This window comes from Solilutibacter pythonis (assembly GCF_003697345.1).
Lineage (GTDB): Bacteria > Pseudomonadota > Gammaproteobacteria > Xanthomonadales > Xanthomonadaceae > Solilutibacter > Solilutibacter pythonis.
Map to the genome: position 1 here is coordinate 30,934 of NZ_RFLY01000006.1, position 20,345 is coordinate 51,278.

The window sequence follows — 20,345 nt, forward strand, 5'->3', positions numbered from 1 at the left end:
GCGCTCAGGCCGAACGTGACGCAACGCAGCATTATCGCATACTGCGGAACAGTTCCGCGAGCCAAGCCGATATCCGGTCAAGCGCTCTGACATTGCCTCAGGCTTGGAAAGTGAAATACTCCCCATCAGCATGCCAGCAGGAAAGTTTCCGCAAATGAAACTGAGTTACCGCTTGAGCGGCGAGCCCCATGTCCTTGAATACCAAGTGTATGGCAAGCCGGGCGCACCCGGCGTCGTTTATCACCACGGCACTATCGGCAGTGCGCGGCTGCCCGACAACTGGGCGCACGACGCGGAGGAAAGCGGCGTGCAGTTCATCGTACCGGCGCGCCCCGGTTACGGCGCGTCAACGCCGGTCGCGGAAAAAAACTTGATGTTCTGGCCCCAGGTGATGGAAGCCCTGCTCACCGATGTCTTCGCCACACGTGGTATCCACCGCGTGGCAGCGCTTGGGATTTCCGGGGGCGCTCCTTATGCTTGCGTGCTGGCTGCCGCCGATGCCCGCATCGGCCGCCTGTGGCTGTTGAGCGCGGTGCCGGCCATCACCGATACGGACGTCGCCAGCGCCTTGAGCACGCGTGAAAGCGCGCTATGGCAGCATTATGCCCACACACCGACCACGGCATTGATCGAGGAGTTGTGCCAATTCCTGCACGCTTTCGATACGGATTCCATCGAAGGCATAGAGCCTGCCGAACGCGAATGGCTCGGCCATGCGCTAGTGGAGACCCTGGCGCATGACGGTCTTGGCGGGATCAACGATATGCAACGAATCGCCAACGATTGGGGCTTCGACCCTTTTCATCACGGTTTCAGTACCGATGCCTGGCATGCGGTGAATGATGAGAGCGTGAGCTTCGCCTCGGCCGAGGCGTTCTACCGAAAATTGCATGACGTCCGCCTGCATCGGGTCGAACACGGTGGCCACTTCATTACCGCAGAAACCCGTGCGGCGTTGTTTCGTCAAATCCAACTCTGGGCGCTCGAGGATGAGGACTGAATCAATCCATTCAACAGCAGCGAGGTAAGCCAGCAGCGCCAGCCCGGCAAGCAACTACACACCGGACCACAGCTGTGGCCCGATGCGGGGTTTGCCGCTTACTTGGCGTAGCGCTTCTTGAACTTGTCGATGCGCCCGGCGGTATCGACGACGCGATTCTGGCCGGTGTAGAACGGATGCGAGGCGGAAGAGATTTCCACCTTGACCAGCGGGTACTCGTTGCCGTCATCCCACTTGACGGTGTCCTTGCTGGCAAGGGTCGAGCGGGTCAGGAACTTGAAGTCCGAGGTCACGTCGTGGAAAACGACTTCGCGGTATTCGGGATGGATGTCGGCCTTCATGGGGCACCGGTGTCGCTGGGAATGAGCCGGACATCATAGCCGCCCCCGTCCGGCAAATGCAAGCGACGCCTCCCGCGAAGCGCGCGCCTCAGCCGGCGGCCAGCGCGCGCGCCACCCGGGCATCGAAATCCGCCTGCGGGTAGCCCGACAGGATGCGCGCATTGGCGGGGCACGGCTGCCTGCCCTGCCAGTCCACCAGGGTCATGCCGCGCGCGGGGCCATCCAGCGCCACTCGCAGGTGGTGGCGCGAGGTCTCCGCCGCCCCCGGTGCCAGCGCATAGGCCATCGCCAGGGAATCGGCGCTGTGCCAGCGCTCGCCACGCCGCTGACCGGCCCAGGCGCGGGTCTGCCGCGAGATCGCGTCGTAGAAGCGCGCGCGCGGCGAGTCGGCGCGGCACCAGGCATCGACATCCGAATGCAGGAAGCCGTGCGCCAGCGTCGCTTCCCAATCGGCGAGATCGAAGCTGACGAAGGCTTCGAACACGATGTGCGCGGCCTCGGGATCGAAATGGGTGTTGAATTCGGCGAACGGGGTGATGTTGCCCCGGCCATTGACCGCGCCGCCCATCACCACCAGCCGGGCGATGCGCGATGGCAGCGACGGGTCGAGCTTGAGCGCCAGCGCCAAGTTGGTCAGCGGCCCCAGCGCGACCAGCAGCAACCGGCCGGCATGCGCATGCGAGAGGCGGACGATGGCCAGGGCGGCGTGCTCGCGCTCTGCGGCGCGCGCGGCCGGCGTGTAGCCGGCATCGCCGAAGCCGTCGGCGCCATGGACGTCGGCGGCATCGGGCGCGGGATGCAGCAGCGGCGCCGGGCAGCCGGCGAACACCGGCACATCGTCGCGGCCGGCGACCTCGCAAAGTTTCAGCGCGTTGGCGACGGTGTGCTTCAGACCGACGTTGCCAGCGGCGATGGTCAAGCCGACCACTTCGTGGGCAGGGTCGTCGAAGGCCATTAGGAGGGCGAGCGCGTCATCGACGCCGGGGTCGGTGTCGATGAGCAGCGGGATGCGGTCGGTCATGCGGCGTGGGTTTCCTTCCTGGCAAGTTCGATGGCGGCGACGATGGCGGCGCGCGCCCGCGGGCTGTTCTTCCAGCAACTCGATCCGGTCAGCGCCGCGCCGCCGGCGAGGACATCGCCCGGTTCGGCGGCGGCCAATTCCCGCAGCGAGCCAAAGCCCATCTGCTCCAACCGGGCGACGACGGTGGGACCGACGCCCATCAGCGCCAGCAGGGCTTCGCGTTGATCGGGGGGAAATGGCATCGTGACGGCACCCTGTCGGTGGGACGACCGATCATAACCACTCACGGCTTCACGCCGAGGCATAACGCGCCGCGCCACCGATCCAGCGGGCCACGATGCGCTCGGCGACGCCTGGCGATTCCGCCAGCAGCGATTCCGCCAGGCACTGCACGCGCGGCAACAGGTCGGCGTCGCGCGCGAGATCGGCGATACGGAATTCGGCCAGGCCGGTCTGGCGGGTGCCGAGCAGTTCGCCGGGGCCGCGCAGTTCGAGATCCTTCTCGGCGATGACGAAGCCATCATTGGTCTGGCGCAGCGTGTCCAGCCGCTGCCGGGCGAGTTGGCCGAGCGGCGGCTGGTACAGCAGCACACAGCTCGACTGCACGCTGCCGCGCCCCACCCGCCCGCGCAGCTGGTGCAGTTGGGCGAGGCCGAGGCGCTCGGCGTTCTCGATGATCATCAACGAGGCGTTGGGCACGTCCACGCCGACCTCGATCACCGTGGTCGCCACCAGCAGGTCGGTTTCGCCGGCCTTGAACGCGGCCATCGCCGCCTGTTTCTCCTTCGGCTTCATGCGGCCATGCACCAGCCCGATGCGGATGTCCGGCAACGCCGCGCGCAAATCCTCGAAGGCGGTCCGCGCCGCCTGGGCTTCGATCCGCTGCGCGCCGTCCTGCCGCTCCTCGATCAGCGTGCAGACCCAATACGCCTGTCGGCCTTCGGCGATCGCCGCGCGAATACGCGCGATCAGTTCGGGCCGGCGCTCGGCGGAAATCGCCACGGTCTGCACCGGCGTGCGTCCGGGCGGCAGTTCGTCGATCACCGAGACATCCAGGTCGGCGTAGGCGGCCATCGCCAGGGTGCGCGGGATCGGGGTCGCGGTCATCACCAACTGATGCGGCACGCGGCCGCCTCCCCCGCCTTTTTCCTTCAGCGCCAGGCGCTGCTGCACGCCGAAGCGGTGCTGTTCATCGATGATGGCCAGTGCCAGATCGGCAAATTCGACGCCTTCCTGCATCAGCGCATGGGTGCCGATGACCAGCCGCGCCTGGCCACCCGCCACCTCGGCCAGCACCGCCACGCGCGCCTTGCCGGTGACCTTGCCGGCCAGCCAGGCGATGCGCACGCCGAGCGGCGCCAGCCAGCCACGCAGATTGGCGAAATGCTGCTCGGCCAGCAGTTCGGTCGGCGCCATCAACGCGGCCTGATGGCCGGCATCGAGCGCGCGCATGGCGGCAAGCGCCGCGACCACGGTCTTGCCCGAGCCGACATCGCCCTGCACCAGCCGCAGCATCGGTTTCGCCCGGGCCAGATCGCGCTCCACTTCGGCGAATACGCGCGCCTGCGCGGCGGTCAACCGGAATGGCAGGGCCGCGAGCAACTTCGCCGCGCCTTCGCCGCGCGCGGGCAATGGCGACGCCGCATGCGCCTGCAAGGCGATACGCTGTCGCCGCAGCGACAGGTGATGGGCCAGCATTTCCTCCAGCGCCAGCCGCCGCTGCGCGGGGTGACGCCCCGATTGCAACAGACCGAGATCGACCTCGACCGGCGGCCGGTGCAGCAGGCGCACGGCCTCGCCCAGCGGGGGCAGTTTCAATGCTTCGAGCCAGTGGGCGGGCAGCAGTTCCAGCGCATCCTCGTCCGGCAACGCGGCCAACGCGCGTTCGATCATCCTCGCCAAGGTCTGTGGGCCGATCCCCTCGATCGTCGGATACACCGGCGTCAGCGCCTCGCCCAGCGGCGCCTCGCCATCGCCCAGCAGACGATAACTGGGATGGACCATCTCCAGGCCGAGTTGGCCGGGACGCGGCGTGCCATAGACGCGGATGCGCGCGCCGGCGCGGAACGCATTGGCCTGCTGGCCGCGAAAATGGAAGAAGCGCAAAGTCAGCGCGCCATGCGAATCGTCACCGATCGCCACCCTCAGCATCGGCCGGAAGCGGAACGCGGTTTCAGTGGCGAGGATGCGCCCCTCCACCTGCGCGGCCACGCCCGGCGCCAGCGCGGCGATGGGCGTCAGGCGGGTGCGGTCCTCGTACTCGCGCGGCAGCCACAGCCACAGGTCGGCCAGCCGCGCCAACCCGCGCGCGGCGAGTTTCTCCGCCGTCTGCGGGCCGACGCCCGGCAGCGCCGCCAGCGGCGTGTCGCCACCGGCGATCGCCGGCACCGGACGGGCCTTGCGCGCCATGCTTACGGGGTGACGAGGATCGCGTCCACTTCGAACATCACGCCCTTCGGCAGGGCCGACACTTCGATAGTCGAACGCGTGGGATACGGCGCGCTGAAGTATTCGCCCATCACCGCGTTGACCGCGGCGAACTGCGAAAGGTCGGTGAGGTACAGGCCGAGGCGCTGGATATCGTCGAAGCCGCCGCCAGCCGCTTCGCAGACCGCCTTGAGGTTGTCGAAAGCCCGGCGCGCCTGCGCCTCGATGCCGCCCGCCACCACTTCGCCAGTGGCCGGATCGAGCGGAATCTGGCCGGACAGGAACACCAGTTGGCCGGACTTCACCGCCTGCGAATACGGGCCAATGGCGGCGGGCGCGAGGTCGGTGTGGATCGGGCTGCGGGGCATGGCGGTCTCCTCGATGGAAAAGGCCATTGTAGGGGCGCGCCCTGGCTCAGAGCCGCGCCACCTCATGCACCACTTGCAGGCGGCGGACGCGGCGGATGACCTCTTCCAGATGGCGGACGTCGTGCACCTCGATACCGAAACGAATCAGTGAGACCGAGCCGTCGCGCTCCAGATAATCGACGCTGTCGATATTCGATTCCGCCTGCGCGATCGCCGCCGCCACCTGCGCCAGCACGCCCGGGCGGTTGTCCACGTCCACTCGTAGGCTGGAAGCGTAATCGCCCGATACCTGGCGATCCCAGCCGATCTCCACCCAGCGTTCGGGCGCGCGCCGGTACTCGGCCAGGTTGGGGCAGGCCATGCGGTGCACCACGACGCCCTTGCCGGCGGCGTGGAAGCCCATGATGTCGTCGCCGGGGATCGGCTGACAGCACTGGGCGAAGCTGATCACGCCGCGCTCGGCGCCGGTGATCAGGATGCGGTCGCGGCCGAGCGCGGCCAGCGCTTCGTGCGGCTGGCCGCGGGTGGCGGGCTGGCCGTCGTCCTCGCCGGCCACCAGCCACTGCGCCACCAGCATCGGCATGCGGTTGCCGAGCGCGATGTCGGCCAGCAGCGCCTCCAGCCGCGGATAGCGCTGCTCGCCCAGGTATTTGTCGAGCCGGCCCTTCGGCAAACGCTCCAACCCGCTATCGTGGGATTCCAGCGCCGCCTCCAGCATGCGGTGGCCGAGATGCACCGCATCCTCGTGCTCGATCTGCTTCAACTGCTGGCGAATCGCGGTGCGCGCCTTGCCGGAGGCGACGAACTCCAGCCACTGCGGCTTGGGCGTGGAAGTCCGGGCGATGACGATCTCGATGGTCTGGCCGCTCGCCAGCTTGCTGCGCAGCGGCATCAACCGGCCGTCCACGCGCGCCGTCACCGCGTGATTGCCGACATCGGTATGCACCGCGTAGGCGAAATCCAGCGCGGTGGAATTGCGCGGCAACGAGAGGATGCGCCCCTTCGGCGTGAACACGTAGACCTCGTCGGGATAGAGATCGACCTTGACGTTTTCCAGAAATTCCAGCGAGGAGCCGGTCGCCTTCTGGCTTTCCATGAGCTCGGTGAGCCAACTACTGGCGCGGGTCAACGGGCTGGTCGCCTCGCCGCCTTGCTTGTAAGTCCAGTGCGCGGCGATGCCGCGTTCGGCCAGCAGATCCATTTCCTCGGTGCGGATCTGCACCTCGACCGGCGCGCCGTAAGGGCCGAACAGCACCGTGTGCAAGGACTGATAGCCGTTGGCCTTGGGGATGGCGATGAAATCGCGGAAACGTCCATCCAGCGGTTTGAAGACCGAATGCACCACGCCCAGCGCGTGATAGCAATCGGCCACGCTCCCGACGATCACCCGGAAACCGAACACGTCCAGCACCTGTTCCAGCGATTTCTGCTCGTCGCGCATCTTGCGGTAGATGCTCCACGGCGATTTCACCCGCCCCACCAGCCGGTGTCGCAACCCTTCCTTCGCCAGTTTCTGCGCCAGTTGCGCCTCGATCTGGATCATCGCCTCGCGCCGCACCACCGGCTGCTCGCGGATACGCTTGGCCAATGCGGCGTAGCGCCACGGATAGAGCGCCTTGAAACTCAGGTCCTGCAATTCGCCCTTGACCAGATTCATGCCCAGGCGCTGGGCGATCGGCGCGTAGATGTCCAGCGTTTCCCGCGCGATGCGGCGTCTCGCCTCGCCGCCCTGCGCGCCCAGCGTGCGCATGTTGTGCAGGCGGTCGGCCAGTTTGATGAGGATGACGCGGAGGTCGCGCGACATCGCCAGCATCATCTTGCGGAAGGATTCGGCGGCGGCCTCCTGGCGGTCGCGGAACTTCAGCTTGTCCAGCTTGGTGACGCCCTCGACCAGCTCGGCCACGGTCTCGCCGAACTCGGCGGCGATGGCGTCGCGCTTGAGCGGCGTGTCTTCGATGGTGTCGTGCAGGATCGCCGCGGCCAGCGCTTTGAAGTCCATCCGCTGCTCGGCCAGCACTTCGGCCACCGCCACCGGGTGGGTGATGTAGGGCTCGCCGGACTTGCGCGTCTGCCCGACGTGCGCGGCGGCCCCCACTTCCCAGGCGCGCACCAGTTGGCGACGTTCGTCCTCGGGCAGATAGTGCGCGGCGGCCAGCAGCGACTGCACGTAGCCGGGTGGCAACGCGCCCTCGGACGTGGCCGACGCGGGCGCAGGCGGGCCGGAAACGGGTGATTTCATCCGGGCAGACTAAGCGTTGCGGGACGATTCGTGAAGTCCGCGCCCGGAAACCGGAAACAGCCGACGATCAGGCGCCCAAGGCGCCGTTTGCCGGGCGGCGCGCGCAAGGCCGCCGGCACTACCCCGCGAAAACGGCGAACCCCGCCGGAGCGGGGTTCGATCGGTGCGACGCGAGGCGGGCGGGATCAGTCCTCGCCCTTCATGTCGTCCTCGTCCTTGACCATCTCGGCGGCGGCCCATTCCAGCGCTTCGCGCTCCTTGCGCGCCTTCTCCGCCTTCTCGACCGCTTCGATGTAAGGCTCGTCGATGACGCGGTCGGCGATCTCGCGCAGCGCCAATACGGTCGGCTTGTCGTCGCCCTCGTTCTCCAAACGCGGCTCGACGCCCTTGGCCAACTGGCGCGCGCGCTTGGCGGCCATCATGACCAGTTCGAAACGGTTATCGACGACTTCCAGGCAATCTTCTACGGTGATGCGGGCCATGTACTCTCCGCGGCCGGGGCCGGGCTGGTGTTTTTGGAACCGGGCATGATAGGGGAAGCGGGACCGGAAACACAAGCGCCCCTGGAATTGGCATTGCCTGAGACCCCCGTGGGAAATGAAAAAACAGGCAATGCTTACAGACCGGAAACCAGGCGAGGCGCTTACCGGGGCCATGAGAAATAAAGACGACGATCGACAGCTATCGTGTCTCGCCGCTCGATGCGGCGGCGGCCCTGGGGGCATCGTCGACAACGGCCATGCGGGCGTAATCCAGCGGCATCGTTACCGGCGTTCCAATATCGCCAAAGAAAATCGAACGGACGCGAGCTTATCGCCCGCATGACGTTGCGGATTGAGTGGTGGGCGCGCCGTGAGCTGCCATCCATAAACAAAGCCCCCGGCCGCCGCCAGAGGCCGCCGCCCGCCGAAGCGGGCCTTATTGCGCAGCCTTTTGCTTGGCGGCCCGCCGCGCCTGCAAGAAGGCGGCGACTACCGTGGTGACGGTGGTGCTCGCCACGATCCCCGCCACCCAGTCGTGGTCGTGAAGGGCCAGGACCGTCGCGCTCGCCAGCCCGCCCAGCGCAACCATCAATGCAAAGACTTGCCCGAGCAATTGCGCACGCGCGGCGCCGTGATAGGCGGATGCTTGAATGCGCCTTGCGTGCTCGCCTTCGTCCTCCGCCATCTTCAAAATACGCTCCGCCGCGCCGGGGACAGCTTGCTCGAACTGGGCAAGGACCGCGGGAGGCGGCAGCGGCCCGGCCCAGGATGACTCCTGATAGGCCACTTGATGTTGTGCGGATTGCGCCTGTTGCGCCGCGGTCGCCGCCGGATTCGATTTCGCTGGCTTACCGCTCGGCTTGATGCCCTTGCGCATTCCTTTCCTTGGACATGGCCTCATCGAGCAGCTTTCCAACCCGCTCGAAGTTGTTGTGAATACGCGCTTCCACCGGCTGACGGCTCAAAAAAGGCTCCATCTGCCCGGTCGGGAACATGGCGAACGCGCTTCCGAGCCCGGCAAGAAAGGCATCCAAGGTGGCGGTGCGACGATTCATGGCGCGGACACTACCAGATGCCATGCCAATGAGTGTTAACCCGCCAGGAGCGCCTCACTCCGGAATTTCGGGTGGGGCTCTCTTCTTGCTTCAAACCGGGACGCCGCCTGGCGCTTCCCCGCCACGTCGGCCAATTTCCCCGCCTGCTCCATGCCATGCGGCAGCGCCAACCGGAGGATTCAATCGCTCAACAGCGTGCCGATCAACCCGGCGTGGCGAGCCATCTGCGGCTCCCGGCGCAGACGGCTGGCGGCGAAGACCGCGACCATCTCGTTGACGGCGGTTTCGAAGTCGTCGTTGACGATCAGGTAGTCGTACTCACCGTAATGGCTCATTTCCTCGCGCGCGGCGGCCAGGCGGCGCGTGATGGTCTCCTCGCTGTCCTGCGCGCGCTTGCGCATGCGCTCGTCCAGCGCGCGCCGCGACGGCGGCAGGATGAACACGCCGATCGCATCAGGCACTTTCCGCCGCACCTGGCGCGCGCCCTGCCAGTCGATCTCCAGCAGCACGTCGCGGCCGGCCGCCAACTGCGGCTCCACCGACTGCCGCGCGGTGCCTTTCCAGTCGCCATGCACGCTCGCGTACTCGAAGAAATCGCCGGCATCGATCATGCGCTGGAACTCCTCTGCGCTGACGAAATGGTAGTGCTCGGCATGGCGCTCGCCCGGGCGCGGCGCGCGCGAGGTGAACGAGATCGACAGGGCGATGTTCGCATCGCGCGCCAGCACGGCGTTGACGATACTGGACTTGCCGGCGCCCGACGGCGCGGAAACGATGTAGAGGGTGCCGCGCATCCGCCGGTTCCTTGCCAAAGCGGGAATGCTAAACCAATCGCCGGCGCGGACTCACTCGATGTTCTGCACCTGCTCGCGGATCTGGTCGATCAGCACCTTCAGTTCCACCGCCGCGTTGCTGGTGCGCACGTCCACCGATTTCGAGCCCAGCGTGTTGGCCTCGCGGTTGAATTCCTGCAACAGGAAATCCAGGCGGCGGCCGACCGGCTCGCGTTGCTTCAACACCCGCCGCGCCTCGGCGACGTGGCTGTCGAGGCGGTCGAGCTCTTCATCGACATCGAGCTTCTGCAACCACAGCACCAGTTCCTGCTCCAGCCGGCCCGGGTCGAGCTGACCGGCCACCTCGCCCATCCGCGCCGCGAGTTTGGCCCGCTGGCCTTCGCGGATCATCGGTACCAGCGTGCGCACCTCCGCGGCGATCCGCGCCACGCCATCGACGCGCTCGGCGATGACCGCGCACAGCTTGGCGCCTTCGCGCTCGCGCGCGGCGACGAAATCGTCCAGCGCGGCATCGACCAGCGCCAGCGCCTCGGCGAACAGCGCATCCTGATCGACCGCCCGCGCCTGCAACAGGCCCGGCAGTTGCAGCAGGTTGGCGAGATCGACCCGCAACGCCGGCAGCGCGGCGTCGAGTTCCTGGGCGATGGCCGAAAGCCGTTCGACATAGCCGGGGTTGAGTTGCGGGGCGTCACCCTCGCCGGCGGACACCAGCCGTATCGCCACGTCGACCTTGCCGCGGTTGACGCGCTCGGCGATACGCTCGCGCAGCCGCGGCTCCAGCGCGCGCAGCTCCTCCGGCAACCGCATCGAGACATCGAGGAAGCGGTGATTGACCGCGCGCAGCTCGCAGGCGAGCCGGCCGGCGACACTCGTGCGCTCGACGCCGGCAAAGGCGGTCATGCTGCGGATGGACATGGGCTGTTTCCAGAAGTGACGTGAAGGACGAATGGTAAACTCGCGCGCCATTTCACGAGGATTCCGCGATGGAACGTCCCAGCGGCCGCGCTCCCGGCCAGATGCGCGAGGTCGCCATCGCGCGCGGCTTCACCCGCCACGCGGAAGGCTCGGTGCTGGTGTCCTTCGGCGACACCCGCGTGCTGTGCACGGCCAGCGTGGAGAACAAGGTGCCGGCCTTCCTGCGCGGCAAGGGCGAAGGTTGGCTGACCGCCGAATACGGCATGCTGCCGCGCGCCACCCACACCCGCGGCGACCGCGAGGCCGCGCGCGGCAAGCAAGGCGGGCGCACGCTGGAGATACAGCGCCTGATCGGCCGCGCGCTGCGTGCCTGCGTGGATCGCGCCGCGCTTGGCGAGCGCACTATCACGCTCGATTGCGACGTGCTGCAAGCCGACGGCGGCACCCGTACCGCGGCGATCACCGGCGCCTACGTGGCGCTGGCGGATGCGGTGAACGGCCTCCTCGCAAAGGGCCAGATACGCAAGAATCCGCTGCACGGCGCGGTGGCGGCGGTTTCGGTCGGGATATGGCGCGGCGTGCCGGTGCTGGATCTCGATTACGCCGAGGACAGCGACTGCGATACCGACATGAACATCGTGATGAACGATGGCGGCGGCTTCATCGAATTGCAGGGCACCGCCGAGGGCCACGCCTTCCGCCGCGACGAGCTGGATGCGCTGCTCACGCTCGGTGAGGCCGGCTGCGCCCGGTTGTTCGAGGCGCAGCGCGCGGCGCTGGCCGGGTGAGCCGGCCCATCGCGGCGGCGCGCGGCGGCGAAGCGCGCGCACGGCATCGGCGCGCGCCGGGCTTCGATCCGCGCGCGGGCACCGGCCCGGTGGCCGGCATACTCCACGACTGGCGGGGCCACGGCCCGGCCCCGTTCGGAATCCACGCATGAAGCTGGTACTCGCCTCCTCCAATCCGGGCAAGCTGGAAGAGCTCCGCCAACTGCTGGGCGATACCGGCATCCAGCTCCTCGCGCAATCGCAATTCGGCGTCGAGGACGCCGATGAAACCGGCCCCGGCTTCATCGAGAACGCCCTTCTGAAAGCCCGCCACGCCGCCCGCGCCACCGGCCTGCCGGCGCTGGCCGACGATTCCGGCCTGTGCGTCGATGCGCTGGCCGGCGCGCCCGGGCTGTATTCGGCGCGTTATGCCGGCCGGCATGGCGACCACGCCGCCAACATCGACAAGCTGCTGCACGAACTGCGCGAGGTGGCCGATGTAAACCGCACGGCGCGCTTCGTCGCCGTACTGGCCCTGGTGCGGCATGCCGACGACCCGCAGCCGCTGCTCGCCGAAGGTCTGTGGGAAGGCCGCATCCTGCACGCACGGCGGGGTGATGGCGGCTTCGGCTACGACCCGGTGTTCTTTTCGCCCGCGCACGGCATGAGCGCAGCGGAATTGCCGAGGGACGAGAAAAACCGCATCAGTCATCGCGGCAAGGCGCTGGCGCTGCTGCGCGGGCGGATCATCGGCCAAGGGCTTTTCCAATGAGGACGGCCCGTGGCGCCGGCTTCACCTCGGCACACGCGGGAAACGCGCCCGCAGTGGGCACTTCGATGACGACGGGGAAGTCTCCCTGGCGCTGGATGGCGAACTGGACATGCATCCTCGCGAAGCCCGGCAGGCGCAAGTGACACGGCTTGGCGCGGGCGACATTTTCTTCGCTTCGGCCGGCGCCGGGCATGTCGCGCATCCGTCCGGCGAAGCGCGCATCCTGATGGCCGGGCACGAAGGCAGCGCCTGAACCGGGTCGCCATGCTCACGCCGCCGCCGCTTTCGCTCTACGTCCATTTGCCCTGGTGCGTGCGCAAATGCCCGTATTGCGATTTCAACTCCCACACGCCGAAGGGCGAGCCACCGTTCGCGGAATACGTCGACGCGCTGATCCGCGACCTCGAACACGACCTGCCACTGGTCTGGGGCCGCACGGTGAACTCGGTATTCTTCGGCGGTGGCACGCCCAGTCTGTTCTCTCCGGCCTGCATCGACCGTTTCCTCCAAGCCGCCAGCGCCCGGCTGCGCCTCGCGCCGGGGCTGGAAATCACCCTCGAAACCAATCCCGGCACGGTCGAGCACGGGCCGTTCACCGGCTACCGCCAGGCCGGCGTCAACCGTCTGAGCTTCGGCGTACAGAGTTTCGATGACGGCTGCCTCTCGCGCCTCGGCCGCATCCATTCCTCGGGCGACGCCGAGCGCGCGGTGAAGGCCGCGCAGGATGCCGGCTTCGACAATATCAATCTCGATCTCATGTACGCCCTGCCCGGGCAGACGCTGACGATGGCGGAAAGCGACGTCGCGCGCGCCATCGCCCTGCAACCGCAGCATCTCAGCCACTATCAACTGACCCTGGAGCCGAACACCCTGTTCGCCGCCAAGCCGCCGCCGGGCATCCCCGACGACGACCTGGGCTGGGACATGCAGGAACGCTGCCAGGCGCGCATGGCCGATGCCGGCTTCGCCCAGTACGAAGTCAGCGCCTACGCGCGGCCCGGCCGGCAGTGCGCGCACAACCTGAATTACTGGACCTTCGGCGATTACCTCGGCATCGGCGCCGGCGCTCACGGCAAGCTGACCCTGGGCGGCGAGCAACGCATCCTGCGGCGCTGGAAGCTGAAACACCCGGCCGCCTATCTCCAACACGCGGGCGGCGCCGGAGCGATCGGCGGCGACGAGGACATCGGCCCCGAACGGCGTCCATTCGACTTCATGCTGAACGCGCTCCGGCTCAACGAAGGTTTCAGCCTCGACCTGTTCGAGGCGCGCACCGGCCTGCCCGTGGCGGCGATCCGCGCCGAGCTGGACACCGCCCTGGCACGCGGCTGGCTGGAAACGGATGGCCGCCGGCTGTCCCCAACCGAACTGGGGCGTCGCTTCACCAATGACGTGATCGGGCTTTTCCTGTATTAATAGCGCCCCAAGCGATAGTGACACCCGTCACATTTCTGCCGTTACGGGAATCGGGGACGATGGGCGAATTGCACATGACCAATGGACATACGCTGGCCGACGGCCACCTGCCGCTCCGCGTGCGCGGCGCCCTTGCCGCCCTCCTGGCGCAGACCGAAACCGAGCTGACCCCGCGCGTGGAGCAGACACTGGCGGCCTTCGAGCAACAGCTTCTCGGAATGGCCGAGCGCGCCCGCAACCCGGCCGAGCAGGACGATCTGCTGAAATCGCTGCAAGCCCTGGCGCGGCGACGGCAAGCTTTTCCCCGCCACTACCTGAAACATGTCGAATCGCGCCTGGCCGGCATGCGCCGGCATCAGGCAAGGAAACCCGACCCGGCACGCGGCGCGCTGACCTCCTCGCTGGAGTGGGCGCTGAACACGAAGGAAGCCACCGAGGAAACCTGGGACAGGCGGTTGCGCGAGCTGTCCGGGCCGATGGAAAGCGGCGCCAGCCTCGCCTTGTACCTGCTTGGCCAACGCTTCGGCGTGCTGGCGGCGGAGCCGGCGTTCGCACTCGACCGGCTGCCGGTCGGGCCACGGCAACTGCTGGCGGCCGCGGGCGATACCTGCGCGGAACTGTTCGGCGAGCGCTTTCCGCAGACCGAATTCCTGCCCCTCTTCGCCGAGCGGGTGCTGGCCGACTATGCCCGCTATGTGGACGACATCAACACCGTGCTGGAATCGGCCGGGGTGTTGCCCGGGCTGTCCTTCGTGCCGGTGCGCCCGCCGCGCGCCAAACACCGTCCTGCCGCCAGCGCCGGGACGGCGCCTGGCCCATCCGCCAACGACGACGCCGCGCACGAAACGCCCGTGCAGTCGCCATCGCCGTCTCCGTCCTCACCCACCGGCCAGCCGCAGGATTTCCGCTTCCTGCAACAGCTTCTCAGCGCGCGCCGGATCGCCAGCCGCCAAGCGCCGGCCCCGCCCCCCGCGTCTGGCGGGGAAATCGCCCACCACGACCTGGCGCCGCTGCTCGAAGACCTCCAGACCGAGGCCACCGGACTCCCCGACAACCAACTGCGCTCCATCACCGGCCTGCGCGACGCCCTGCTCCGCCGCGCCCGCCGCATCCACGGCGAGCACGCCACGCTGAACCGCGAGGACAACGACACCTTCGAGATTCTGGCGCTGCTCTATGCCGAAGTGATTCGCGAAGTCCGCACCGGCTCGACCGTGATCAGCCTGTTGCAGCGCCTGCAATTGCCACTGGTGCGACTGGCGCTGGACGACCGTGGTTTCTTCGAGAACCCCGAGCATCCGGCGCGCCAATTGATCAACAACATCGCCGAGTACGATGCCGTCGCCTACGGCAAGCACAGCGCCGACTCACAGTACGAGGCGGCGATGCAGCGCGCGGTGAAACGGATCGAGAACGAATATCACGAAGCCGGGGAAACCCTGGTCGCCGAGGTCAACCAGGGGCTGCAAGAGCAGTTGCGACAGCAGGCAAGGCGCTTGCAAGCCAACGAGAAACGTCTGATCGAAGCCGCGCGCGGGCGCGAACGGCTGGCAATGGCGAAGAACCTCGCCGCCGAGGCGCTGGACGCGCGCCTGCGCGCCGCCACGCCGCCACGCGCCATCGAGATGCTGATGCGCAACGCCTGGCTGGACGCGCTCACCCTGTCGCTGCTGCGCAGCGGCCAGCCCTCGCCCGCCTGGCGCGCGCAATTGGAAGTCACCGACCGCATCCTTGACATCGTCAACGACGACGCGCCGCGCGAATCGCCGGAACTGGCGCGCGCCATCGAGCAGACGATGCGCCAGATCGGCTACCACGAACACGAAGCCGGCTCGGTCGCCCGCCAGCTCTCGCGCAGCCAGGGCTGGAAGCAGCGCGAAGACGAACCCTCCGCGACCGAGATCGCCGCCCGCATCAAGACCCACGCCCGCTTCGGCGGCGAAACGGCCGAAGAGCGCAAATCCGCCGACTCGCCGCCGCGCACCCCCAGGGAAGAAGAGTGCTACCGGCACCTGCGCACCCTTCCCTTCGGCTGCTGGATGGATTTCATGCTCAGCCAGCGGGGCGATTACGAGCGCCGCCGGCTGTCCTGGTACAGCACCATCACCGACCATGCGCTGTTCGTGAATCGGCACGGCCAGCGCGTGGCCGAGATGCACATGGACACCCTGGCGCGGATGATGGCGCGGGATCAGTTGCGGATAGTGGCGAAACAAGAACTGCGGCTGGTCGATCGCGCCCTGCGCTCCACCATCGAACTGTTGCAGACGGTATTGCGCGGTGGCGTCAGCGCCACGCCCGTTTACGGAGCGGCCTCATGAACTCGGAATACCGCAATGCCGCCCGCCACCCGGTGCGGGGCCAGGCCGAAGTCATCGACACCATGACCGAGACGTGCGCCGGCGTGCTGCGCGACCTCTCCAGCACCGGCATGCAGATCCTCTCTTCGACGCCCCTATTGCCCGACGCCCTGTACCAGTGGCGCTTCGCCCTGCCCGGCGGCGATCAATCGTTCGAATGCGGCGTTCAGGTGCTCTGGGTCGATACCGGCACCGCCGGCGAACACGCCGCCGGCGCGCGCTTCATCCAGATCGCGCCCGCGTACCGCGAAAGCCTCCGCCGCTGGTGCGAGGCGAACACGAAGCGCTGACGGGACAGCCCCACGGCTTTGCGCGACAATCTGCGTCTTCCCGCTGCCGGAACCCGCCATGTCCCGTCCCGACCTTGACGCCCTTTACGCCGAACACCTGGCCACCCTGAAGACGCGCGCCGACACCGCGCTCGAACGCGGCGGCTTCGACCTGCTGGCCATCCCGAGCGGCACCTTGCACTACCAGGTCTTCGACGACCGCGACTACCCCTATGCGGTCAACCCGCCATTCAAGCACTGGGTGCCGTTGACCGCCGCCCCCGGCAGTTGGCTGCTGTACGCCCCCGGCCAGAAGCCGAAGCTGATCTACCTGCAACCGCACGATTACTGGCATGTGGTGCCGAAGGATCCCCAAGGCTACTGGGTCGAGCATTTCGACATCACCGTGGTGCGCACTCCGGAAGAGGCGCTGAAAGCGCTGCCCGACATCTCCAAACGGATGGCCGTGCTGGGCGAGCCGCAGAGCGCGCAGGGCCACGTCGTGCCCAACAACCCCACGGCCGTCCTGGCCTACCTGGACTACCACCGCGCCTTCAAGACACCCTACGAAATCGAAATGATGCGCGAGGCCACCCGCATCGGCGTGCGCGCCCATCACGCCGCGCTGCGCACCTTCCGCGCCGGCGCCAGCGAATTCGGCATCCACCTCGCCTATTGCCAGGCCGCCGGGCAGGATGCCAGCGAGCTGCCCTACGGCAACATCGTGGCGCTCAACGAACACGCCGCGGTGCTGCACTACACCCACCGCGACCGCCTGCCGCCGCGGCCCGCGCGCAGCTTCCTGATCGACGCCGGCGCCAGCCACCAAGGCTATGCCTGCGACATCACCCGCACCTACTCGGCGAAGGACGACGAGTTCCAGACGATGATCGACGCGGTGGACGCCGCCCAGCGCAAGATGTGCGACGAAGTGCGCGCCGGCACCGATTACCGCCGCATCCACCTCGGCGCCCACCTCAAGCTGGCCGGCATCCTCAAGGACTTCGGCCTGATTGACGTCTCCCCCGAGGTGGCGGTGGAAACCGGCGTATCCGCCGCGTTCTTCCCGCATGGCATCGGCCACGGCATCGGCTTGCAAGTACACGATGTCGCCGGGTTCGCCGAATCCGACGCCGGCGGCGGCATCGCCAAGCCCGAAGGCCATCCCTACCTGCGCCTGACCCGCACGCTGGCGCCGGGCATGGTGGTGACGATCGAACCGGGCCTCTACTTCATCGACATGCTGTTGGACGAACTGCGCGACAAGGGCCTCGGCCCCAGCGTGAACTGGGAACGCGTCGAAGCGTTCAAGCCCTATGGCGGCATCCGCATCGAGGACGACGTGGTCTGCACCGACGCCGAGCCGCTCAACCTCACCCGCGAGATCGAACAGGAGAGCGCGACGTGAAATTCCGTCACCCCATGCTGCTGGCGGTATTGACCCTGGCGCTGGCGGGCTGCGGCAAGACCCCGACCGCCAACCCCACCGCGCCCGGCTGCCTGCAATACGCACTGGGCGCGGTCACGCTCTCGGGACAGGCCACCACCGAGCGCATCACCGCACCCGGCAAGGACTACCGCGAGGCGCTGTTGCTGAATCTCGACCAGCCGATCTGCATCGCCGCCAAATCCGGCGAGGAGGCGCGCTACCCGGCGCACGAGGGCCTGATCCAGATCGAACTGGTACCGCGAAGCGATTTCGCCGATGCCTTCTCACTGGCCGGCAAGCGCGTCAGCGCGCACGGCAGCCTGGTACCGCTGTCCGGCGATGGCGCCGCGGCACCTGTCGGCCTGGTGCTGCGCACGCTGAAGGCCGACGAATGAGCCGATGAACGGCTGGGGTGCGCAACTGGCGCTGGTGATGGCCGGCGGCGCGCTCGGTGCGGGCCTGCGCTTCTGGCTGGGCGGCGCACTGTTGCGGCGGTTGGGCGGCGGCCTGCCCTGGGGCACCCTGGCGGCCAATCTGCTTGGCGCGTTCGCCATCGGTTTCCTGGCCGAATGGTTGCAGGATCGCGGCCCGGCGGCGCCGTACTGGCGCGCGTTCCTGATCGTCGGCGTGCTGGGCGCGCTCACCACCTATTCGACGCTGATGCTGGAACTATTGCTGTTCGCGCGCGGCGCACGCCTGGGGCCGGCCGTGCTTTATCTCGGCCTGACCCTGGCGGCCGGGGCGCTCCTAGTGTTCGCCGGCGCGCGGCTCGGCGCGCTGCTGCGCTGAGGCCACCGGCGGCGTCTCACCCCGCCGCCATCAGCGCCTCGATCTCGTCGGCGCTGCGGGCCAGCCGGTCGGTCAGCACCCGGTGGCCGGCCTGGGTGATGACGACATCGTCCTCGGTACGGATGCCGATGCCGCGCCACTTCGCCTCCACCGTCTTGTCGTCGGCGGACACGTACAGGCCCGGCTCGATGGTGAAGGCCATGCCGGGTTCGAGCAGGCGCGACTCGCCATCCAACTGGTAATCGCCAACGTCGTGAACGTCCAGCCCCAGCCAGTGCCCGGTCTTGTGCCGATAGAAGCGCTGGTAGCCGCCGTCCTCGATATTCTTCTTCAGCCCGCCCTTCAACAAGCCCAGCGAGAGCAGGCCATCGGTGAGGGTTTCCACCGCCGCCGCATGAATCGCCGACCACGGCTTGCCCGGCAACGCCGCGGCCAACGCCGCCGCGTGCGCACGCCCCACCAGTTCGTGCAGGGTACGCTGCGGCGCACTGAAACGGCCATCGACCGGGAAAGTGCGGGTGATGTCGGCGGCATAGCCGCGATATTCGGCGCCGGCATCGATGAGCACCAGTTCGCCCGCCCGCGCGCGCGCGCCGTTGGCCCGGTAATGCAGCACGCAGGCATTGGCGCCCGCGCCGACGATCGACTCGTAGGCCGGCGCCGCGCCATGGCGGCGAAACACGTATTCCAATTCGGCCTGCAATTCGTACTCGTGGATGCCGGGCCGGGCCGCGCGCATCGCCGCCTCGTGCGCGGTCACGCTGATATCGGCCGCGCGTTGCATCAACGCGAGTTCGTCGGCCGACTTGAACAGCCGCATCTCGTCGAGCACATGGCCGAGTTCGAGAAATTCGTGCGGCGGCTGCGCGCCCATCCGCCGCTGCGCGCGCACCCGGTTGAGCCAGCCGATCAGTTGGAGGTCGAAATCGGTGTCATGGCCGAAGTGGTAATGAACCCGACTGCGGCCTTCGAGCAGGCCGGGCAGGATGTCGTCGATGTCGTCGATCGCCCAGGCATCGTCCAGGCCGAGCGCCTCGACCGCGCCCTCGGGGCCAAGCCGGGCGCCGTCCCAGCCCTCGCGCTCGGCATCGCGCTCGCGGCAGAACAGCAGCGCCTCGCCATGCTGGCGGCCAGGCGCCAGCACCAGCACCGCCTGAGGTTCGTCGAAGCCGGTGAGGTACCAAAAATCGGAATCCTGCCGGTAGGGGAAATGGGTATCGCGGCTACGGACGCGCTCCGGCGCGGCGGGGATAATGAGAATGGCGTCCTCGCCCGCCATCCGCATCAATTGGCGGCGGCGCTTGCCGCAGGCCTTCGCCGACAGGGCCTTGTCCATCGCCGGCATCAGTGCAGGGTCTCGCGCGGCCGGGCCGCCAGCACCACGTCCCCATGCAACAGCAGGGTGGCGACGCGGACGAACTCTTCGATTTCGGCGAACGCTTCCTCGTCCTCCTCGTCCCCCTCGCTGTCGGTCTCGGCCATCGCCAGCTTGGCCAGGTCATCCAGCGCCTCGCTGCCCTCCTCGGACAGCGGCGGATTGGCGCCGGCCGCCAGCCCGAAGCCGCCGAGAAAAGCCCGGCACCAGTCGAACAGGGCATTGCCGCGCTGCGCCAGCGGCGCGTCATCGTCCGGCAGCAGCAGGTGGAAGACCAACTCGTCGTCGCGCAGCGAAGCCACGGTGGCATCGCGCAGTTCGGACAGGCCGCGGTCCTCGGGCTGCGGGAGGTCGGCATCGGCCAGCACCTTGCCGAGCCAAGCGCCGTCGGCATCGCCGCCGCCGGCCAGCCAGCCGACCAGGGCGCCGTGCAGTTCGGCCGGATTCAGCGCCAGTTGCAGCGGGGCGAGCGCGATTTCGATATGCCGCCAATCGGGCAGCGAGGGCGATGACGACACGACGGACT

The 20,345-nt window shown here is 68.0% G+C and carries 23 protein-coding genes; 10 read left to right on the plus strand and 13 right to left on the minus strand.

The window, feature by feature from the left end:
- Nucleotides 1-172 precede the first annotated feature (172 nt).
- The gene (locus EBB59_RS05225) at nucleotides 173-1,000 is read left to right on the plus strand and encodes an alpha/beta fold hydrolase (protein WP_147455511.1); all 828 of its coding nucleotides are present in this window, start codon (nucleotides 173-175) and stop codon (nucleotides 998-1,000) included.
- 98 nt (nucleotides 1,001-1,098) lie between these two features.
- Here the strand turns inward: EBB59_RS05225 and EBB59_RS05230 are convergent, their stop codons facing one another.
- From EBB59_RS05230 to EBB59_RS05275, 11 genes are all read right to left on the minus strand, one after another.
- Nucleotides 1,099-1,341 (minus strand): type B 50S ribosomal protein L31, encoded by a 243-nt coding sequence (locus tag EBB59_RS05230; protein WP_122101098.1) that lies wholly within the window; start codon nucleotides 1,339-1,341, stop codon nucleotides 1,099-1,101.
- An 88-nt stretch (nucleotides 1,342-1,429) separates the two neighbouring features.
- Nucleotides 1,430-2,362, minus strand: coding sequence for a nucleoside hydrolase (locus EBB59_RS05235; RefSeq protein WP_122101099.1), 933 nt, complete (start codon nucleotides 2,360-2,362; stop codon nucleotides 1,430-1,432).
- A complete protein-coding gene (locus tag EBB59_RS05240; protein ID WP_122101100.1) occupies nucleotides 2,359-2,604 on the minus strand; it encodes a helix-hairpin-helix domain-containing protein in 246 nt (81 codons plus the stop codon). The genes EBB59_RS05235 and EBB59_RS05240 overlap by 4 nt, the downstream gene beginning before the upstream one ends.
- A gap of 49 nt (nucleotides 2,605-2,653) precedes the next feature.
- The gene (gene recG / locus EBB59_RS05245; RefSeq protein ID WP_122101101.1) at nucleotides 2,654-4,771 is read right to left on the minus strand and encodes an ATP-dependent DNA helicase RecG; all 2,118 of its coding nucleotides are present in this window, start codon (nucleotides 4,769-4,771) and stop codon (nucleotides 2,654-2,656) included.
- A 2-nt stretch (nucleotides 4,772-4,773) separates the two neighbouring features.
- On the minus strand, nucleotides 4,774-5,157 hold the full coding sequence (locus tag EBB59_RS05250; protein WP_122101234.1) for a RidA family protein: 384 nt from the start codon (nucleotides 5,155-5,157) through the stop codon (nucleotides 4,774-4,776).
- Between the two features lie 46 nt (nucleotides 5,158-5,203).
- Nucleotides 5,204-7,396 (minus strand): RelA/SpoT family protein, encoded by a 2,193-nt coding sequence (locus EBB59_RS05255; protein ID WP_122101102.1) that lies wholly within the window; start codon nucleotides 7,394-7,396, stop codon nucleotides 5,204-5,206.
- A 185-nt stretch (nucleotides 7,397-7,581) separates the two neighbouring features.
- Nucleotides 7,582-7,878 (minus strand): DNA-directed RNA polymerase subunit omega, encoded by a 297-nt coding sequence (rpoZ, locus tag EBB59_RS05260; RefSeq protein WP_122101103.1) that lies wholly within the window; start codon nucleotides 7,876-7,878, stop codon nucleotides 7,582-7,584.
- 436 nt (nucleotides 7,879-8,314) lie between these two features.
- Nucleotides 8,315-8,755: a DUF2335 domain-containing protein gene (locus EBB59_RS05265; RefSeq protein WP_158601719.1), complete on the minus strand. Its 441-nt coding sequence runs from the start codon at nucleotides 8,753-8,755 to the stop codon at nucleotides 8,315-8,317.
- Nucleotides 8,727-8,933, minus strand: coding sequence for a hypothetical protein (locus tag EBB59_RS13770; RefSeq protein ID WP_158601720.1), 207 nt, complete (start codon nucleotides 8,931-8,933; stop codon nucleotides 8,727-8,729). Before EBB59_RS13770 ends, EBB59_RS05265 begins: the two co-directional genes overlap by 29 nt.
- A gap of 179 nt (nucleotides 8,934-9,112) precedes the next feature.
- Nucleotides 9,113-9,727 carry a guanylate kinase gene (gmk, locus tag EBB59_RS05270; protein WP_122101105.1) on the minus strand — a complete coding sequence of 205 codons (615 nt, stop codon included), beginning with the start codon at nucleotides 9,725-9,727 and terminating at the stop codon, nucleotides 9,113-9,115.
- Between the two features lie 51 nt (nucleotides 9,728-9,778).
- A complete protein-coding gene (locus EBB59_RS05275) occupies nucleotides 9,779-10,627 on the minus strand; it encodes a YicC/YloC family endoribonuclease (RefSeq protein ID WP_122101235.1) in 849 nt (282 codons plus the stop codon).
- 83 nt (nucleotides 10,628-10,710) lie between these two features.
- Here EBB59_RS05275 and rph point away from each other — a divergent pair, with 83 nt between their 5' ends.
- The 9 genes from rph (at nucleotide 10,711) to EBB59_RS05315 (ending at nucleotide 18,444) form a co-directional block, all read left to right on the plus strand.
- The gene (rph, locus tag EBB59_RS05280; protein ID WP_122101106.1) at nucleotides 10,711-11,430 is read left to right on the plus strand and encodes a ribonuclease PH; all 720 of its coding nucleotides are present in this window, start codon (nucleotides 10,711-10,713) and stop codon (nucleotides 11,428-11,430) included.
- A 148-nt stretch (nucleotides 11,431-11,578) separates the two neighbouring features.
- Nucleotides 11,579-12,181, plus strand: coding sequence for an RdgB/HAM1 family non-canonical purine NTP pyrophosphatase (gene rdgB, locus EBB59_RS05285; protein ID WP_122101107.1), 603 nt, complete (start codon nucleotides 11,579-11,581; stop codon nucleotides 12,179-12,181).
- A gap of 109 nt (nucleotides 12,182-12,290) precedes the next feature.
- Nucleotides 12,291-12,434, plus strand: coding sequence for a hypothetical protein (locus EBB59_RS13775; RefSeq protein ID WP_158601721.1), 144 nt, complete (start codon nucleotides 12,291-12,293; stop codon nucleotides 12,432-12,434).
- An 11-nt stretch (nucleotides 12,435-12,445) separates the two neighbouring features.
- Nucleotides 12,446-13,597 carry a radical SAM family heme chaperone HemW gene (hemW, locus tag EBB59_RS05290; protein ID WP_122101108.1) on the plus strand — a complete coding sequence of 384 codons (1,152 nt, stop codon included), beginning with the start codon at nucleotides 12,446-12,448 and terminating at the stop codon, nucleotides 13,595-13,597.
- 74 nt (nucleotides 13,598-13,671) lie between these two features.
- On the plus strand, nucleotides 13,672-15,918 hold the full coding sequence (locus EBB59_RS05295) for a DUF1631 family protein (protein WP_158601722.1): 2,247 nt from the start codon (nucleotides 13,672-13,674) through the stop codon (nucleotides 15,916-15,918).
- Nucleotides 15,915-16,247 (plus strand): PilZ domain-containing protein, encoded by a 333-nt coding sequence (locus EBB59_RS05300; RefSeq protein WP_122101110.1) that lies wholly within the window; start codon nucleotides 15,915-15,917, stop codon nucleotides 16,245-16,247. The genes EBB59_RS05295 and EBB59_RS05300 overlap by 4 nt, the downstream gene beginning before the upstream one ends.
- A 58-nt stretch (nucleotides 16,248-16,305) precedes the next feature.
- Nucleotides 16,306-17,634: a Xaa-Pro dipeptidase gene (pepQ, locus tag EBB59_RS05305; RefSeq protein ID WP_122101111.1), complete on the plus strand. Its 1,329-nt coding sequence runs from the start codon at nucleotides 16,306-16,308 to the stop codon at nucleotides 17,632-17,634.
- Nucleotides 17,631-18,050, plus strand: a complete 420-nt coding sequence (locus EBB59_RS05310; RefSeq protein WP_147455513.1) for a VOC family protein — start codon at nucleotides 17,631-17,633, stop codon at nucleotides 18,048-18,050. The genes pepQ and EBB59_RS05310 overlap by 4 nt, the downstream gene beginning before the upstream one ends.
- A gap of 4 nt (nucleotides 18,051-18,054) precedes the next feature.
- The gene (locus EBB59_RS05315; protein ID WP_122101113.1) at nucleotides 18,055-18,444 is read left to right on the plus strand and encodes a CrcB family protein; all 390 of its coding nucleotides are present in this window, start codon (nucleotides 18,055-18,057) and stop codon (nucleotides 18,442-18,444) included.
- Between the two features lie 16 nt (nucleotides 18,445-18,460).
- Here EBB59_RS05315 and EBB59_RS05320 read toward each other — a convergent pair whose 3' ends face one another.
- On the minus strand, nucleotides 18,461-19,780 hold the full coding sequence (locus tag EBB59_RS05320) for an aminopeptidase P N-terminal domain-containing protein (RefSeq protein WP_122101114.1): 1,320 nt from the start codon (nucleotides 19,778-19,780) through the stop codon (nucleotides 18,461-18,463).
- 8 nt (nucleotides 19,781-19,788) lie between these two features.
- Nucleotides 19,789-20,337: a UPF0149 family protein gene (locus EBB59_RS05325; protein ID WP_425451797.1), complete on the minus strand. Its 549-nt coding sequence runs from the start codon at nucleotides 20,335-20,337 to the stop codon at nucleotides 19,789-19,791.
- Nucleotides 20,338-20,345 lie beyond the last annotated feature (8 nt).

What these genes read in the sequence shown, in the direction of transcription:
- EBB59_RS05230 (WP_122101098.1), bottom strand. Translation starts at nt 1,341, where the DNA reads ATGAAGGCCGACATCCATCCCGAATACCGCGAAGTCGTTTTCCACGAC.
- EBB59_RS05235 (WP_122101099.1), bottom strand. Translation starts at nt 2,362, where the DNA reads ATGACCGACCGCATCCCGCTGCTCATCGACACCGACCCCGGCGTCGAT.
- EBB59_RS05240 (WP_122101100.1), bottom strand. Translation starts at nt 2,604, where the DNA reads ATGCCATTTCCCCCCGATCAACGCGAAGCCCTGCTGGCGCTGATGGGC.
- recG (WP_122101101.1), bottom strand. Translation starts at nt 4,771, where the DNA reads ATGGCGCGCAAGGCCCGTCCGGTGCCGGCGATCGCCGGTGGCGACACG.
- EBB59_RS05250 (WP_122101234.1), bottom strand. Translation starts at nt 5,157, where the DNA reads ATGCCCCGCAGCCCGATCCACACCGACCTCGCGCCCGCCGCCATTGGC.
- EBB59_RS05255 (WP_122101102.1), bottom strand. Translation starts at nt 7,396, where the DNA reads ATGAAATCACCCGTTTCCGGCCCGCCTGCGCCCGCGTCGGCCACGTCC.
- rpoZ (WP_122101103.1), bottom strand. Translation starts at nt 7,878, where the DNA reads ATGGCCCGCATCACCGTAGAAGATTGCCTGGAAGTCGTCGATAACCGT.
- EBB59_RS05265 (WP_158601719.1), bottom strand. Translation starts at nt 8,755, where the DNA reads ATGCGCAAGGGCATCAAGCCGAGCGGTAAGCCAGCGAAATCGAATCCG.
- EBB59_RS13770 (WP_158601720.1), bottom strand. Translation starts at nt 8,933, where the DNA reads ATGAATCGTCGCACCGCCACCTTGGATGCCTTTCTTGCCGGGCTCGGA.
- gmk (WP_122101105.1), bottom strand. Translation starts at nt 9,727, where the DNA reads ATGCGCGGCACCCTCTACATCGTTTCCGCGCCGTCGGGCGCCGGCAAG.
- EBB59_RS05275 (WP_122101235.1), bottom strand. Translation starts at nt 10,627, where the DNA reads ATGACCGCCTTTGCCGGCGTCGAGCGCACGAGTGTCGCCGGCCGGCTC.
- rph (WP_122101106.1), top strand. Translation starts at nt 10,711, where the DNA reads ATGGAACGTCCCAGCGGCCGCGCTCCCGGCCAGATGCGCGAGGTCGCC.
- rdgB (WP_122101107.1), top strand. Translation starts at nt 11,579, where the DNA reads ATGAAGCTGGTACTCGCCTCCTCCAATCCGGGCAAGCTGGAAGAGCTC.
- EBB59_RS13775 (WP_158601721.1), top strand. Translation starts at nt 12,291, where the DNA reads ATGCATCCTCGCGAAGCCCGGCAGGCGCAAGTGACACGGCTTGGCGCG.
- hemW (WP_122101108.1), top strand. Translation starts at nt 12,446, where the DNA reads ATGCTCACGCCGCCGCCGCTTTCGCTCTACGTCCATTTGCCCTGGTGC.
- EBB59_RS05295 (WP_158601722.1), top strand. Translation starts at nt 13,672, where the DNA reads ATGACCAATGGACATACGCTGGCCGACGGCCACCTGCCGCTCCGCGTG.
- EBB59_RS05300 (WP_122101110.1), top strand. Translation starts at nt 15,915, where the DNA reads ATGAACTCGGAATACCGCAATGCCGCCCGCCACCCGGTGCGGGGCCAG.
- pepQ (WP_122101111.1), top strand. Translation starts at nt 16,306, where the DNA reads ATGTCCCGTCCCGACCTTGACGCCCTTTACGCCGAACACCTGGCCACC.
- EBB59_RS05315 (WP_122101113.1), top strand. Translation starts at nt 18,055, where the DNA reads ATGAACGGCTGGGGTGCGCAACTGGCGCTGGTGATGGCCGGCGGCGCG.
- EBB59_RS05320 (WP_122101114.1), bottom strand. Translation starts at nt 19,780, where the DNA reads ATGGACAAGGCCCTGTCGGCGAAGGCCTGCGGCAAGCGCCGCCGCCAA.